General features: G+C 40.3%; 19 protein-coding genes. 5 read left to right on the forward strand and 14 right to left on the reverse strand.

Features of this window, described 5'->3' with window-relative positions:
• Positions 1 to 21: 21 nt before the first annotated feature.
• Both plsY and G8782_RS01640 read left to right on the forward strand, forming a co-directional pair.
• On the forward strand, positions 22 to 624 hold the full coding sequence (gene plsY / locus G8782_RS01635) for a glycerol-3-phosphate 1-O-acyltransferase PlsY (RefSeq protein ID WP_172369166.1): 603 nt from the start codon (positions 22 to 24) through the stop codon (positions 622 to 624).
• A 37-nt stretch (positions 625 to 661) separates the two neighbouring features.
• Positions 662 to 955 carry a HesB/YadR/YfhF family protein gene (locus tag G8782_RS01640; RefSeq protein ID WP_172369167.1) on the forward strand — a complete coding sequence of 98 codons (294 nt, stop codon included), beginning with the start codon at positions 662 to 664 and terminating at the stop codon, positions 953 to 955.
• A 35-nt stretch (positions 956 to 990) separates the two neighbouring features.
• Here the strand turns inward: G8782_RS01640 and G8782_RS01645 are convergent, their stop codons facing one another.
• The 6 genes from G8782_RS01645 to acnA all read right to left on the reverse strand — a co-directional run bounded on the left by G8782_RS01645 (position 991) and on the right by acnA (position 8928).
• A complete protein-coding gene (locus G8782_RS01645) occupies positions 991 to 1293 on the reverse strand; it encodes a hypothetical protein (RefSeq protein ID WP_172369168.1) in 303 nt (100 codons plus the stop codon).
• A complete protein-coding gene (locus G8782_RS01650; protein ID WP_172369169.1) occupies positions 1293 to 1718 on the reverse strand; it encodes an acyl-CoA thioesterase in 426 nt (141 codons plus the stop codon). Before G8782_RS01650 ends, G8782_RS01645 begins: the two co-directional genes overlap by 1 nt.
• 68 nt (positions 1719 to 1786) lie before the next feature.
• Entirely contained in the window at positions 1787 to 2770 is a 984-nt protein-coding gene (locus G8782_RS01655; RefSeq protein ID WP_172369170.1) for a hypothetical protein, read from the reverse strand.
• On the reverse strand, positions 2770 to 3456 hold the full coding sequence (locus G8782_RS01660) for an ABC transporter ATP-binding protein (protein ID WP_172369171.1): 687 nt from the start codon (positions 3454 to 3456) through the stop codon (positions 2770 to 2772). The genes G8782_RS01655 and G8782_RS01660 overlap by 1 nt, the downstream gene beginning before the upstream one ends.
• Positions 3457 to 3486: 30 nt before the next feature.
• Entirely contained in the window at positions 3487 to 6057 is a 2571-nt protein-coding gene (locus G8782_RS01665) for an ABC transporter permease (RefSeq protein WP_172369172.1), read from the reverse strand.
• Positions 6058 to 6213: 156 nt separating this feature from the next.
• Positions 6214 to 8928, reverse strand: a complete 2715-nt coding sequence (gene acnA, locus G8782_RS01670) for an aconitate hydratase AcnA (protein ID WP_172369173.1) — start codon at positions 8926 to 8928, stop codon at positions 6214 to 6216.
• Positions 8929 to 9229: 301 nt separating this feature from the next.
• Here acnA and G8782_RS01675 point away from each other — a divergent pair, with 301 nt between their 5' ends.
• Together G8782_RS01675 and G8782_RS01680 are read left to right on the forward strand one after the other, a co-directional pair.
• Complete coding sequence (locus G8782_RS01675) at positions 9230 to 9775, forward strand: cysteine hydrolase family protein (RefSeq protein WP_172369174.1); 546 nt, start codon at positions 9230 to 9232, stop codon at positions 9773 to 9775.
• 92 nt (positions 9776 to 9867) lie between these two features.
• Positions 9868 to 10116: a GlsB/YeaQ/YmgE family stress response membrane protein gene (locus tag G8782_RS01680; RefSeq protein WP_172369175.1), complete on the forward strand. Its 249-nt coding sequence runs from the start codon at positions 9868 to 9870 to the stop codon at positions 10114 to 10116.
• A 31-nt stretch (positions 10117 to 10147) separates the two neighbouring features.
• Here G8782_RS01680 and G8782_RS01685 read toward each other — a convergent pair whose 3' ends face one another.
• The 5 genes from G8782_RS01685 to G8782_RS01705 all read right to left on the reverse strand — a co-directional run bounded on the left by G8782_RS01685 (position 10148) and on the right by G8782_RS01705 (position 12183).
• Positions 10148 to 10807 carry a lytic transglycosylase domain-containing protein gene (locus G8782_RS01685; RefSeq protein WP_172369176.1) on the reverse strand — a complete coding sequence of 220 codons (660 nt, stop codon included), beginning with the start codon at positions 10805 to 10807 and terminating at the stop codon, positions 10148 to 10150.
• An 18-nt stretch (positions 10808 to 10825) separates the two neighbouring features.
• Positions 10826 to 11419, reverse strand: coding sequence for an SCO family protein (locus tag G8782_RS01690; RefSeq protein ID WP_172369177.1), 594 nt, complete (start codon positions 11417 to 11419; stop codon positions 10826 to 10828).
• A 109-nt stretch (positions 11420 to 11528) separates the two neighbouring features.
• Positions 11529 to 11657 carry a YvrJ family protein gene (locus tag G8782_RS01695; RefSeq protein WP_172369178.1) on the reverse strand — a complete coding sequence of 43 codons (129 nt, stop codon included), beginning with the start codon at positions 11655 to 11657 and terminating at the stop codon, positions 11529 to 11531.
• Positions 11658 to 11723: 66 nt separating this feature from the next.
• Entirely contained in the window at positions 11724 to 11942 is a 219-nt protein-coding gene (locus G8782_RS01700) for a DUF2922 domain-containing protein (protein WP_172369179.1), read from the reverse strand.
• 22 nt (positions 11943 to 11964) lie between these two features.
• Positions 11965 to 12183, reverse strand: a complete 219-nt coding sequence (locus tag G8782_RS01705) for a DUF1659 domain-containing protein (protein ID WP_172369180.1) — start codon at positions 12181 to 12183, stop codon at positions 11965 to 11967.
• 117 nt (positions 12184 to 12300) lie between these two features.
• Between G8782_RS01705 and G8782_RS01710 the strand changes: the two genes are divergently transcribed.
• Positions 12301 to 12753: a DUF2621 family protein gene (locus tag G8782_RS01710; RefSeq protein WP_172369181.1), complete on the forward strand. Its 453-nt coding sequence runs from the start codon at positions 12301 to 12303 to the stop codon at positions 12751 to 12753.
• An 18-nt stretch (positions 12754 to 12771) separates the two neighbouring features.
• Here the strand turns inward: G8782_RS01710 and G8782_RS01715 are convergent, their stop codons facing one another.
• Genes G8782_RS01715 through G8782_RS01725 form a run of 3 tightly spaced genes read right to left on the reverse strand, consistent with a single transcriptional unit; the run spans position 12772 to position 14334 of the window.
• A complete protein-coding gene (locus G8782_RS01715; RefSeq protein ID WP_172370178.1) occupies positions 12772 to 13266 on the reverse strand; it encodes a CcdC protein domain-containing protein in 495 nt (164 codons plus the stop codon).
• A 4-nt stretch (positions 13267 to 13270) separates the two neighbouring features.
• Entirely contained in the window at positions 13271 to 13600 is a 330-nt protein-coding gene (locus G8782_RS01720) for a thioredoxin domain-containing protein (protein WP_172369182.1), read from the reverse strand.
• 23 nt (positions 13601 to 13623) lie between these two features.
• Positions 13624 to 14334: a cytochrome c biogenesis CcdA family protein gene (locus tag G8782_RS01725; RefSeq protein ID WP_172369183.1), complete on the reverse strand. Its 711-nt coding sequence runs from the start codon at positions 14332 to 14334 to the stop codon at positions 13624 to 13626.
• Positions 14335 to 14356: the final 22 nt, after the last annotated feature.

Consider the following 14356-nt stretch of genomic DNA (forward strand, 5'->3'; position numbering starts at 1 on the left):
AAAATGGTAGAGGGGTATACGATGGATCTTATTTTAATTTTATTATTCGCCTATATTATCGGCTCAATCCCTTCCGCTTTGTGGATAGGGAAATTATTTTACAAAATGGACATTCGTGAACATGGAAGTGGAAATCTCGGTGGGACGAACACATTCCGCGTCCTAGGGAAAAAAGCGGGTCTTGCGGTTACGATTCTAGATATCCTAAAAGGTACAGTAGCAACGCTCCTTCCCATGCTTCCAATATTTAACGAAATAACTGTCCACCCGCTCATGCTTGGGGTCATAGCTGTTATCGGTCATATGTATCCGCTTTTCGCTAACTTCAAAGGCGGGAAGGCAGTAGCGACTTCAGGTGGTGTTGTACTCGCCTACAACTGGCCGTTCTTTTTAATCGTGCTCGCAGCGTTTTTTATCGTATTGAAATTAACAAAAATGGTTTCGTTGACATCGATGATTGTAGTTGTCATCGCATTAATCTATACGATTATTTACTACTTCTGGACAGGTGATTTCTATTTAATGATTTTGATTTTCTTCTTTGGAATCTTTATCTTTTATCGACATCGCGCAAATATATCTAGAATCAAAGCAGGTACCGAGCCAAAAGTGAAGTGGATATAATACAATGGAAATAGTTACTCGAAAGTAGGTGCCTGATTTGAAGATAGTTGTATCTAATGAAGCTGTCAACTGGTTCAAAGAAGAAATGGAAGCAGTCCCTGGTGATTCAATTCGCTTTTTTGCAAGATATGGTGGTGCCAGCCCGCTACACGAGGGTTTTTCATTAGGGGTTACAAAAGAAAATCCTGATGAAGTTGCAGTTGAAAAAGAAATTGATGGTATCCGCTACTATATTGAATACCGGGACAAGTGGTATTTCTTGGAACACGACTTACATGTCGATTTAGATTCAAAAGTAAACGAACTCGTTTATTCATACAAAAAATCGTGACGGCGATAGCCTGCACGATTTTTTGTTTTCCTAATTTATAAAAGGCCAAACCTCTTTAATTGAGCGGATAATCCTTCTTTTACTAAAATTTTTCTCTCATGCTCGCCAAATAAATCAAAATGCGGATAGTCATCACGCATATCAATCCACTCGCGCTTCAGTCCGTAACGCTTTCCCCATTGGCTCAGTTTTTCAATGTCGGAGCACCCAGCTTTTGTCACAGTTTTACAACCTGGAAATCGTTCATCGATCCAATAATGGGTTAGAAAAGCAATTTCTCCGTTACGAACCGCCTTTTTCCAGGCAATCAGTTCATCTCTCTTAATTCCAAAAGCCATTAATCTTTATTCCGACTGATTTCTTTATATTTCGAGTCCCAATCTGGGGCTACCTTTGCAAGGGATACCGGTCGGAATGATTCTTTTTTCACTAGGACGTGTTCCGATGTAGCTGTAGCCGCAATTGTGCCGTCTTCATGGAAGATTTCATACCCGTAAATTGTCCGCAATCTACCATGCGACTCAATCCACGTTCGTACAATTGCTTTTTGGCCATATTTCATTGACGCTTTATATTGAATGGATAAATCGATGACAGGTGATATATAACCATCTTCTTCAAGCCCGGCATATGTAAAACCCAAATCCTCGATAATCTTCGTTCGCCCAATTTCCATCCACACTAAATAATTCGCATGATAGACAACACCCATCTGGTCTGTCTCCGCGTATCTGATTTCAATTTCCTTTTCGCTAATAAACAAAGCACTCACCTCTATGTCTATTATACAAAAGCAATGAAAAAAAAGCTGTCCGAAGGCAGGAACAGCTTTTATTTCGTTCTACTATCCAACATTTCTTCCGCTTTAGCGACAAGGTCCGTATAACCGAATTCAGTTCCCTTTTCAACGATAAGCTCAAGCGTTTCCGTCCGATGTGAAGGTAATAATTGTAGATTGGCTAATTCTGATTTCAGTTTATCTTCGTCTTCATTATAATTGGCTAATGCAATTGAAATTTCCATATTTGCCGGGTTTTTCATTGATGCAAGTTCCTTTTCTAGAATCGGTTCAACGATTTCAGGTTGGAAATCATAAAAGGTGTGGTAATACATGAACAAATAATTATAGAAATAAATCTCTTCTGTTAAGTTTTCGTTCTCTATTGCAGTTAACGCGTTCAAAATTTGATCCCCATCATCTTCATAATAAGCATCACTTGCAACGATTTCTAAGTAATATGCAGATTGTCCAAGGTCTGAGGTCGCGAACTGTTCTCCCTTATACGGAATGAGTGCCGTAAATTTGTCTACAGTGGCCAGTCTTGTTCGGTCAACTGATTTCTTTTCGCCTGTTTCAAAATCCATGTAAGCGAATTGCTCGTCGGAATACCCATAAAAGATGACTTTCCACGTATTATTACTAATTAGCGCAAATTCAGCATAAACAGGCTTCCCTTTTAGCACAGCTTCTTCTATAACGTTATAATCTGTATATAAAGGTAGAATGGGAACCCCTTTATTCTGAACGAGATTTAGGACATCTAAGACCGATTCCTTGCCGTACATTTTTGTTTTACGGACTTTTTTAAAATCATCATCAGTTAACGGGGCATCATAGTATTTCATGATTTTGTCTACCGCTTCAAGTATTGGCGAATCGGTAAAACTATTTTCCCCTTCAAACATTTTACCAGGGTTTTTAATTTCGATAAATTCCTCCTCGACTTCCACAACCACATCTTCTTCGGGCTTCGGATTGCAGGCGTTAACGATAAGTAATAATCCCGCGACCAACAGCAACCATTTCCAGCGCATTAAACCGTTGCTGCCTTTTGCAATGTTTGCTCGACTTTTCCGTCAAGGACATGAATCGTTTCCTCTGCTCGTTTCGCAAGATCCGGATCATGTGTGATGAGAACGACAGTAACACCATCTTCTTCATGAACTTTTTCTATCAAGTCTATGATCGTCATGCCTGTTTCGGAGTCCAAGTTTCCTGTTGGTTCGTCTGCTAAAATGATTTCAGGCTTTGTGACAAGCGCACGTGCAATTGCAACACGTTGTTGTTCCCCGCCTGAGAGCCTTGAAGGTAAATGATTAAGCCGGTGGGCAAGCCCGACGCGCGTTAATGCTTCCTCTGCGTCTTTTTTAATTTGCGCGGATGAAAACATCGTTAGAAGGGGCATCATCACATTTTCAAGCGCAGTAGCGGTCGACAGCAACTGAAACTGTTGGAAAACATATCCGATTTTTTCAAGCCGAAGTTTTGCTAACGCATTATCTTTCATTTTATGGACAGGTTGCCCATCGACCCATACCTCTCCTTCATCAATGGGCTCCAATCCCCCGATTAAGTGAAGAAGCGTTGATTTACCCGAACCAGAAGGTCCAGTGATTGACACATATTTTCCTTTATCTATATCAATCGAAACATCTTTCAATACTTCTGTGTGCTCTGCCCCTGTTTTATAACTCTTTTTTACGGATACAAGTTTAATCATGATATTATTTCCCCCTTTTGATTTCTTGAATTAAGCAGAATAATGATTGTTTACAATTCCTTTCATTCTCATGGACTGGACAGTCGCCATTGAAAAAAGAAGCATCAGAATAGGCGGCGTAATAACGATTGTAATCAACAACCAAATAGGTAACCAAATCGCTGAGAAGTATGTTAATAATGCATATGCTGCAATTCCCCCAATAATCGATCCCACAACCGCGACTAATAGAACTTCAATGCCCATATAAAGTTGGATTCGCTGCAGGGACCAACCGATCGAACGCAAGATAAAGAACTCACCACGTCGTTCCGTTATGTTCAAATAGAGTAAAAGGAACACAATTGAGACTGTCAAAATGATTCCTGCAACCAAAAATACAGTTTGGAACCCTTTTAAATTAAGGTCTATCGTTTCACCTAAAAAGCTGAGTAATAGAAAATCGGATAAGCTTTTCTGTGTGGCGATAAACAGAATAACCATAAAGGACGTTAGTGCTAACACAATCGATAATAAACCAAAACGTAATGGACGGCGTATGAGTTGATGCGTAACGTATGTGAATAATCCTTTAATGGAAAAGAACCGCATGAATTTCCACTGTGTTCCTTCCCCTTCGAGCCCAGCACGTGGTGATAGTTTGAGTGCTTTACGACTTCCCGTGAAATAGCCAATTCCGATAACTGGTAGAATGATGAGAAACACAAACACTATTTGATACCAAGCCAATACATCGATTTTTGCATTGACAATAACAATTGGAATTAACGCCAACAAGCTTAAGGCAACGATTTCAACAATAAGCGACCCGACAATTTTTATCCGAGACCACCCAATTGCCCTTAACATCGCAAACTCTGTAGAACGACGAAGCAAACTATGTGTAATCACCGTATAGCAAAATACGAAACTTACTAACAGTAAATAGATGAAGAGAACGATGTTGGATTTCTCAATTTGCTCTTGGATAGACCAGCTTACTCCTGCTTTTTGCCAGCCTTCTTCGACCATACCGGCGACACCTTCTCGGTCCGTATCGAGGTCAACATGAACTTTCGTTGCAGATGATCCAAGCATAATTTCAACGTGAAGTCCTGTTTTATCTATAATTTGCTTTGCGACTTCTTCAACTTTACGTTGGCTTGTGTCTGATCGTTCATCCACGCCTTCTACAACAACTCGAATCGATGATAGCCTCTTATCAGGTTTGTAAAATTTCGCTGCCGCTTCAAGTGTCGTTATTGCATCTGGAGAACCGGTGTAATACGTATCTTTATAAGGGAGTGGAAAAAGCGGTGTCGGTTCTATTTTATTCCCAGCCCCGTCCTCGATAATCGTACTGTGATGGGGTGTATAAATATCCGCTGGTTCTCCATCTTTCCAAGATCCCTTAAATTTCGGGACAACTTTTGTTGCATCGTAATAATCAATAATGTTTAGACCATAGTTGTATGTCTCATAATCTCCCGGTTCATCACGATATAAGTTTATTGTCCGATCATCATAGGGATTTGTATTTTCCACCTTTTTAGCTTTCATCAGTGGAATTCCAGAATCCGTCATTCTCATCGATTCGAATTGGATTGGAGTATACCGATACATTGAACTTTGTGTTGAACCTGATGCGGCATATTCACTCACGGAAAATTCTTCACCTTCGCGAAATTCAAAGTTCACATTTTTGTATTTCCACTCCTCTGAAAAAGTGTTTAAAGATAATTCAACGAGTAAGGTTCTCGGTAGATTAAGTAAGTAATCAGTTGCCCCGTCTTTAAAGTCTGTCTCCTCTACGTTATCCGGTACATGAATTCGAGAAATCTTCAATGTTTCATTCAGTTGTGTTTGATTATTTGCCAAGACAATAATCGGAAGTAGCGGAATACCATCCAGATCCTCAATAGTCGCTTCTTGCAATGTGTTACCAATGACAAGACTTTCATTGAAGGTGAAAAGTTGGTTTTCTGCCTCGGGATCGATTGCAACGAGCATGAGATAATTTGGATAACGTAGAGACTCAAAGGCAGGCATGAATGATTTCCATCCGTCTCGTTCTTCCGAAAGTTTATTAGATAATGGACTATAGTCAGTGGGATTCCAATCGAGTGGCCCAGTTCCGTAATTTGCACTATATTCATTAATTGATTTAGTATCATAAATTATAATTTCCGAGAGACCATCAAAACTTGTTGTTAGTCGTTCAATATATGAGTAATTGCCTTCCTTATCGTCCTGAAGTGTGGCAGTTATAGAATTTCCTTCAACATATCCTAAATGTGATAGAGGTGCAGCGACTTGAACACCTGGAATCTTACGTATTTCTTCCAAATCATCGAGTGAAATGCCCCCATAACTAGCTAGACTTGCCTGTGGTGCTACCCACCCGTCTTCAAGTCCTTTCGCTTCATCAGGCAATTCAGGTAGGACAAGAATGTCATATTGATAGCGCCAATTTTTATTCAAATCATCTTTTGCTTCTATCACCATTCGTTCTGAAACGGATAAGGTACCCATATAGCCAAGACCAATCGCACTTAAAATAATCATAACTATTATAAATAACGGCCATCTTTCTCTGAGCGTTGTTTTCAAGTAATAAAACATAAGTCTATTCCCCCTTTACTAATCGTGAGAAAATTAAATATACATATATCGTAACATTTATCGCATAATAAAAATACACTATTCGAAATTTTCACAGTCCGATGTTTTTATTCAAAATAAAAAAGGTGCTCAATTTAATGAGCACCTTTTGGTAAATTAGTTATTTTTCATTTTATCACGAAGAACCATTTGAAGGATTCCGCCGTGACGGTAGTAATCTACTTCAACATCGGAGTCGAAACGTGCAAGAGCGTCGAATTCTTTCACTGAACCGTCTTTCGCTGTTGCAGTTACTTTAAGAATGTCGCGTGGTTTTACGCCTTCTGCGATGTTTACGCTAATTTCTTCTTCACCTGTCAGGCCAAGTGTTTCAGCACTTTCGCCTTTCATGAATTGAAGCGGAAGAACACCCATCATGACAAGGTTTGAACGGTGAATACGCTCGTAGCTTTCAGCGATAACTGTTTTAATGCCGAGAAGTGATGTACCTTTCGCAGCCCAGTCACGTGAAGAGCCCATTCCGTAGTCCTGGCCCGTAATGATAGCAAGGCCCGTGCCATCTTCTTGATACTTCATCGCAGCATCATAAATCGGCATGATTTCTTTTGTTGGCCAGTAAGTTGTGTAGCCGCCTTCTGTTCCTTTCGCAATCTGGTTACGAATACGGATATTTGCGAACGTACCGCGCATCATAACTTCGTGGTTACCACGACGTGAACCGTATGAGTTGAAGTAGCGTGGATTTACGCCGCGTTCAGTCAAGTATTTACCAGCTGGCGTATCTTTTCCGATCGCGCCTGCAGGTGAAATATGGTCCGTTGTGATTGAGTCGCCGAATTTACCGATGACGCGAAGTCCTGATAGTTCTTTAATATCTTCAGGTTCTTTTGCAAGACCTTCGAAGAACGGCGGGTTTTGAATATATGTTGAATTTTCATCGAAATCGTATAATGAATCATCTGTTGTTTCAATCGCGTTCCATGCTTCGTTTTCCGTGAATACGCGTGCATACTCTTTACGGAAGAGTTCAGGAGTAACTGTTGATTTCACAGCTTCTGCAACTTCTTCAGTCGTCGGCCAAATGTCTTTAAAGAAGACATCGAATCCGTCTTTATCTTGACCGATTGGATCGTTTTGAAGATCGATATCAACTGTTCCAGCAAGTGCATAAGCAACAACGAGTGGCGGTGAAGCCAAGTAGTTCGCTTTCACAAGCGGGTGAATACGTCCTTCAAAGTTACGGTTACCGGAAAGAACTGATGAAACGAGCATGTCATTGTCAATAATGACTTTCTCGATTTCAGGAAGTAATGGTCCTGAGTTTCCGATACATGTCGTACATCCGTATCCAACAAGGTTGAATCCGATTTGCTCCAAATAAGTAAGAAGCCCTGAATCTTGCAAATATCCTGTAACCACTTTAGAACCTGGAGCAAGTGATGTTTTCACGTAAGCTGGCGGTGTAAGTCCTCTTTCAACTGCTTTTTTCGCAACAAGTCCAGCACCTAACATAACGTATGGGTTAGATGTATTTGTACATGATGTGATTGCAGCAATTGCAAGGTCACCTGTTTTAATCTCGACAGAACGTCCGTCTTCGAATTCAATTGTTGCCTTTTCAGAAAGTTTTTTCGGAGATAATCCAAAACCTTGGTTTCCTTCTGGAGCAACAACTGCATCGTTGAACTCGCGTTGCATGTCTGATAGTGGAATCAAGTCTTGAGGACGTTTCGGTCCAGCAAGGTTCGGTTCAATCACAGAAAGGTCAATTTCAACAACTTCTGTATAAACTGGCTCTTCATTATCAACTGTAAAGAACATATCGTTTTCGATCAAATATTGTTTTACAACTTGAACTTGCTCTTCTTCGCGACCTGTCAGGCGCATGTAGTCGAGTGTTTCTTCGTCAACTGGGAAGAAACCGCAAGTAGCTCCGTATTCAGGCGCCATGTTAGCGATTGTTGCACGGTCTGCAAGTGGAAGCACTGCAACACCTGGTCCGAAGAACTCGACAAATTTACCTACAACGCCGTGTGCACGTAATGTTTGTGTTACTTTTAGTGCAAGGTCTGTTGCAGTTGTTCCGTTTGGTAGATCTCCAACAAGCTTAACGCCTACAACTTCAGGTAGCGGGAAGTATGACGGTTGGCCAAGCATTCCTGCCTCAGCTTCGATACCACCAACGCCCCATCCAAGAATACCCATACCGTTAATCATCGTCGTATGCGAGTCAGTACCAACGAGTGTATCTGGATACGCTTCGAATGTACCGTCTTCGTTTTCAACTGCATGAACTACGTTTGCCAAATACTCTAGGTTAACTTGGTGAACGATTCCTGTTGCAGGTGGAACTGCGCGGTAATTGTCATAAGCTTTTTGTGCCCAACTCAAGAACTGGTAACGTTCGGCGTTACGTTTAAATTCAAGATCCATGTTTAATTGAAGTGCAGCTTGGTTTCCGTAGCTATCTACTTGTACAGAGTGGTCAATAACAAGGTCAACCGGAATTTCTGGGTTGATCTTATCTGGATCTCCACCCATTTCAGCCATAGCTGCACGAAGTGATGCTAGGTCAACGACAACCGGTACTCCTGTGAAGTCTTGAAGAATAACACGTGATGGCTTGAATGGCACCTCGCCGTTAGGATCCGCTTCATTCCCCCATTTTGCAAGGTTTGCTACGTGTTCGTCTTTAATGACATACCCATCATGTTGTCTCAATACTGATTCAAGCAATACTTTAATTGAATAAGGTAGTTTGGAAATGTTCGCAACGCCGGCTTCTTCAATTGCTTTTAGACGGTAATAATTATACGTTTTGCCATCTAACTCAAATGAAGTACGGCTGTTGTGTAAGTTGCTTTTAGCCATTTTGTTTCCTCCTTGTATCTACATGAAAAGGCGATTTTAGCGCGTCTTTTCTCTACCTAATCATATAATAGATTCATACATAAGTAAAATACAATAAGTTTATAGTTTATCATAAGTAAATGTGATGACCTTGTTGCATAAGCTATTAACAGCTGAGTTATCGTTCTCCCCTATTTATTTGTATTCGCTGCATTTACCAAACTAGTTTTGTATACCCTATTTTACATCAAATAAAAGTACTGATGACAGATTCTTATTAATGTGGCATCATTAAATTATCACTAGTAAGGAGTTGGGTTTAATGAAAAAAGCTTTACTCGTTATTGACTATACGGTAGATTTTGTAGCACTGGACGGCGCACTTTCTTGCGGTGAGCCGGGGGTCGAACTTGAGGAGTACATTACTGCACTTACTAAAAAGTTTTTAGATGAAAAGCATTTCGTCGTAATGCCAGTGGATGTACATGATATCGATGATCCTTATCACCCGGAAACAAAGCAATTTCCTCCGCATAATATTCGCGGAACTGAAGGCCGTCATTTGTACGGAACCTTACAACAGCTCTATGATGAACGTAAAGACGAAATTCATTGGATGGATAAAACGAGATTCAGCGCATTTGCAGGTACTGACTTGGAATTACTCTTAAGGTCTCGCGGCATTACTGAACTCCATCTTGTTGGCGTTTGTACCGATATATGTATACTACATACCTCAGTCGATGCATACAATCGAGGTTTTGAGATTGTGATACATGAAAAAGGAGTTGCAAGCTTCGATCCTGCGGGACATGAATGGGCGCTTCGTCATTTTGAAAACACATTAGGCGCTACAATAATTCGATAATTATTTCGCCATGTATGTTTAAATTCATTCATAAAGGTTATACCAACTACAGTTATATTAATAAACTTATTCAAAAGGAGATGAGTACCAAGATGAGTTTTATTTGGTTTCTAATCATCGGTGGTATAATTGGTTGGTTAGCTGGAGCAATTTTAGGAAAAGATATACCGGGCGGCATAATTGGTAATATTATTGCCGGGATAATCGGCGCTTGGATAGGCGGTAAACTGTTAGGCCAATGGGGTTGGAAGGTTTCGGACTTTTACGTATTTCCAGCTTTAATCGGAGCACTGATTCTGGTGTTTATCGTAAGCTTTATATTAAAAGCAATGCGAAAATAATAAAAAAAGATGAACCGCTCATTTAGGCGGTTCATCTTTTTTCATGTGAAGCTTCTATTTCCTTTCGCGATTCTTCAAATTTAGTGAAGAACCAAAGAACGTCTTCTACGTATTTTTCACTGCGATTATAATTAAAAATCGCTTTTTCATACTCGCCTTTTGCAGCGCCGCTATTTGCAAGGTATTTGGCTGCGCTAAACATTGCATCTTCGATATCATATGGATCAGCAATTCCATCCCCATTCGCATCAACACCGTATCCGCCGTATTTATCTATAACTTCCGGGTTGGTTTTATCGCTCTCAGGGATATCGCCTTTGCCTAATCCTGTACAACCCGGGTAAGTCCACCCAACAAAAGTGCAAGGCATGAACTGCATATGCCCTTCTGCGCCAACCGGTGATAGAAGCGGATCCATCGTAGAAAATCTTGTTTCAATCCGATGATGCGCTGCTAATAAAGTCCAAGGAATGCCGTAAGCATCAGCAGCCTCCATATAGACGGGTATATATTCTACCGGAATTTCATTTTGATTGTCGAATAACGCAGCAGATTTTTTAAGTAGATCTGTATTGTTAATACTTGCCCAAATAATTGCCGTTAATGTAAATACCGTAACTGCTACAGGTATGAAAAGGACAATGAGCAATGCTTTCGTCTTGAGAGACATACCACTTTTTTTGTGCTTCATTATCCTGAATCTCCTCTATTACGCGCCCTGTTTAATAAGGGCCTTCATATCTTTAACAATGTCATCAAAAGGGACGTCGTCATTTCCGTTATATAATTTAACCACCAAACCGTCTTGGTTTACAAGTGCAAAGTTTACGCCGTGAGTTACTTGGTCTGAATTTGGATCGTCAGCAACGATTGTCGCAAATGATTTCTTAGCTATTTCAGCAATTTCATCTTGCTTATAGCCTGTCAACATTTCCCATTTAGACTCGTCCGACGGAGCAAAAAGATCTAAATATCCTTGCAACACTTCGGGTGTATCAACAGCGGGATCAACTGTGAAAGAAACAATTTTATAGTCTTCAACTTTTTCTTTAATAAGTTCATCTTGCAACTCTGCCATATTGACCATCATCGGTCCGCAAACAGACGTACAATTGGAAAACACAAATTGTGCTAACCATACTTCACCTTTCAAATCATCAAGCGATACTTCTTCATTATGCTGATTTGTAAAAGTGAACGGTTCGATTTTGAGTTTATAATCCGGTTTAAACTCACTCCCGGAACAAGCACCCAATATGAGTACTATAAGTGCGATAAAAGATGTTCTGAAAAATTTATGCATTCGTTTCTCCCTCACTATTAAATAATGCATTAATCATAACGTAAAAGCCCTTCCTGAACAAGCGAAGGGCTGCCTGTAGTATGGCGAAACACTGACGATTCTGTGAAGTTTACTTCTTAATCTCCGTGACGAGTGCATCATGGATCGCAACAAGTTTCGTTTCAATTCGGTGCAATAGATAAAAGGACACAATTATCGGAAAGCCGATTTCTTGAACGAGACTAATCCATTGATCCATCCCACTTACCTCCATTCTGCAAATAAATTCTAATGGCCGACCCCGCGTAAGAGGTCGGCTTTGTTTTTATCCTTCTATTAATTCTGTAACTGTACGCTCAACAATTCGTGCGCTAATTGCTGAATCAATCAACGAATCATCAACCCCGAACACGCCTGCATTAATTACACCCTGCATCGCAGATTCGACTTCCACTGAGGTAAGATTCTCGCGTGGCTCATCGACAGTCAACATCATCTTCTTACCGCTCGCCGTAGCGAAATTCAGCTGTAATGTTTTTGCCATTTCCTCTCTCCTCCTTTTTTAATTAGTTGTTAACCGCTGATGTTTCAACTTTTTCCGCACCGATAAACGGCAATGATGATAAGTTGGCCAGTTCTTCAAGCCCGTTATACAAACTATTCGCATCGACACCTTCAGCAATGTTGCTATACGTTTTCGATTTCCGGATGAGTTTTCCGTCATCCGTCAAGCCGCCGTCGAAGAAAACACGTCCGATGGCATGCTTGAATTCGATTGTCGCCATATTCCTCACCCCCTTTCAGCACCTATATAGGCGCGAAAAATGGAAAGGGATACGTTGTCCGTGTTTTTTTTCATAATTTCTCTTATAATGTAAACTAGTATGGAAGAGGTGAAAGCAATGCTAGAAGGTTGGTTTCTGTGGTTCATCTTATTTTGGGTGGTTGTACTGGTTGGTCTATTTGCAATAGGCGGCTTTTTTATGTTCCGTAAATTCTTGAAGGTATTCCCGAAAGCGGATGGGAAATCTGATTTGGACTGGGAAGAGTATTATGTGGATAAATCGATTCACCTTTGGAGTGATGAAGCGAAGGAAATGCTTGAAGAACTGACAAAACCGGTTCCCGAATTATTCCGTCCCGTTGCCAAGCAAAAAATCGGAGCCAAGATAGGTGAAATAGCGCTTAAAGAAAAAGCGGAAAAAATAGATATGGATCTTATCATCCGAGGGTATATTATAGCTACGCCCCCGCGTGACTATAAGTTCTTGCGCAAGAAACTTGCTGACATAAATTTCGATGTAACCCCATATGAACATTTATTCCAAAAAGATAAAAGTAAATCTACTAGTTGAAAAAAGGTGTCTGCATGATTAAATGCCGACACCTTTCGTGTTTTTAAGTTTCTTATATTTAACAAGCATTGCGACTCGCCACGGGACGATCATCCCGAAGGCGAGTATCCAGAACATGCCTCCGAGTTCTCCGATATCTATCGTATTGCTTAATAATAACTTCCCGATAAGTCGAATGATTAAAAGGCCAAATAGTATGAAGACAAAGGCTTTAGATCTTTTAATGAAAATTTCTTTATCACGAACTTCAAAATTTGTCGTTCGGATTAAAATAATCGAAAATAACATCCCCACGCCGATCGCTTCCACAATTTGAAGCGGCGCAACTCGAAATTCTTCAAAGATAAACATTAGCGCGCCTGATGACATAAATATCGGCGGCAAAATAATTGTCTTGACAGATACGGGGCGTTTTGCTGCCTTTGAACGAACAATGGCTGCCATAGTCCCCATAAAAAGTGCCAATACAGTTGATCCTATAATTAAATAAACTGGAGGAACCTTGGTGAAAATGGTTTCAATCAACTTGTCTCCCCCATTCCTCCAGCTCGACTAAACGTTTTTTCAACTCATTCATTTGAACAAAACGGGCAAATCGAGCATATTCTTTTCCTTCTCTATACAACAATACAACTGGTGCAGTAAATAAGGATAGTTGTCCTGCTATCTCAGGCGTGTCCGCTACGTTTACAAGGTAAAACGGAACCGAATAATCCGATTGAAGTGCTGCAACTTGCGGTAGCAATCCGTCGCAGACAGAACAATTATCTGTTTTCACGAAAAGAAGTATAGAATCTAGTTTTCGTGCGACTTCAATCCACTCTTCATATGATTCTATCCGTTCCACTTTTCTCACCTCCAATAGTCAAATCAAAATCCCGTGAAATCTCCGAAAATCGGTTGAAGTAATGTAATGATGTATGTCATGCCGTCGAAAAACAATAAAACTCCTACAGCAATCATTACATATCCGCCGGCCTTCATAATCGGACCGCTATATTTTCGAATCGCTCCAATTTTCGTGACAAAGAATGAAAGAACAAAAAATGGAATTGCGAATCCAAGGACATAGGCCATCATATAAATCATGCTTGAACCTGGATTTGTGCTAGCAAGTGCTATGATTGCACCAATGATCGGTCCCATGCACGGCGTCCATCCTGCTGAAAAACCTAAACCAATTAACATCGTTCCCAAATAACCTGCGGGTCTATTTTTAAATTGAAGCTTTCGTTCTTTCATTAAAAACGTTGGTGTAAATATGCCCGTAATTACTAGTCCGAATAAAACAATGAATATGGCGCCGACTTGTCTTAAGAGTTCCATATTTTGCTTGAAAAACACACCTAAATAAGATGATCCGAATCCCAATGCGACAAAGATGAGCGAGAATCCTATTAGAAAGAATAGTGTATGAAGCATCCCTGTTTTATTCATCCGTTTAGAGTCCGATTGTAAGTCATCGAGCGACATTCCTGTGATATATGAAAGAAATGCGGGATATAAAGGTAAGGTACATGGTGATACGAAGCTTAGAAACCCAGCTCCAAAGGCGAAAAATATATTTAAATCAGTCCCCATTAATTTTCCTCCTTATTTTTTC

The sequence above is a fragment of the Sporosarcina jiandibaonis genome (assembly GCF_013184495.1).
Taxonomy (GTDB): Bacteria; Bacillota; Bacilli; order Bacillales_A; family Planococcaceae; genus Sporosarcina; species Sporosarcina jiandibaonis.

Bases quoted from the DNA above. Each gene is read 5' to 3' on its own strand.
- G8782_RS01680 (WP_172369175.1), top strand. From the start codon at position 9,868: ATGAGTTTTATTTGGTTTCTAATCATCGGTGGTATAATTGGTTGGTTA.
- G8782_RS01655 (WP_172369170.1), bottom strand. From the start codon at position 2,770: ATGCGCTGGAAATGGTTGCTGTTGGTCGCGGGATTATTACTTATCGTT.
- G8782_RS01700 (WP_172369179.1), bottom strand. From the start codon at position 11,942: ATGGCAAAAACATTACAGCTGAATTTCGCTACGGCGAGCGGTAAGAAG.
- G8782_RS01685 (WP_172369176.1), bottom strand. From the start codon at position 10,807: ATGAAGCACAAAAAAAGTGGTATGTCTCTCAAGACGAAAGCATTGCTC.
- G8782_RS01695 (WP_172369178.1), bottom strand. From the start codon at position 11,657: ATGGATCAATGGATTAGTCTCGTTCAAGAAATCGGCTTTCCGATAATT.
- plsY (WP_172369166.1), top strand. From the start codon at position 22: ATGGATCTTATTTTAATTTTATTATTCGCCTATATTATCGGCTCAATC.
- G8782_RS01710 (WP_172369181.1), top strand. From the start codon at position 12,301: ATGCTAGAAGGTTGGTTTCTGTGGTTCATCTTATTTTGGGTGGTTGTA.
- G8782_RS01665 (WP_172369172.1), bottom strand. From the start codon at position 6,057: ATGTTTTATTACTTGAAAACAACGCTCAGAGAAAGATGGCCGTTATTT.
- G8782_RS01690 (WP_172369177.1), bottom strand. From the start codon at position 11,419: ATGCATAAATTTTTCAGAACATCTTTTATCGCACTTATAGTACTCATA.
- G8782_RS01725 (WP_172369183.1), bottom strand. From the start codon at position 14,334: ATGGGGACTGATTTAAATATATTTTTCGCCTTTGGAGCTGGGTTTCTA.
- acnA (WP_172369173.1), bottom strand. From the start codon at position 8,928: ATGGCTAAAAGCAACTTACACAACAGCCGTACTTCATTTGAGTTAGAT.
- G8782_RS01675 (WP_172369174.1), top strand. From the start codon at position 9,230: ATGAAAAAAGCTTTACTCGTTATTGACTATACGGTAGATTTTGTAGCA.
- G8782_RS01645 (WP_172369168.1), bottom strand. From the start codon at position 1,293: ATGGCTTTTGGAATTAAGAGAGATGAACTGATTGCCTGGAAAAAGGCG.
- G8782_RS01705 (WP_172369180.1), bottom strand. From the start codon at position 12,183: ATGGCGACAATCGAATTCAAGCATGCCATCGGACGTGTTTTCTTCGAC.
- G8782_RS01660 (WP_172369171.1), bottom strand. From the start codon at position 3,456: ATGATTAAACTTGTATCCGTAAAAAAGAGTTATAAAACAGGGGCAGAG.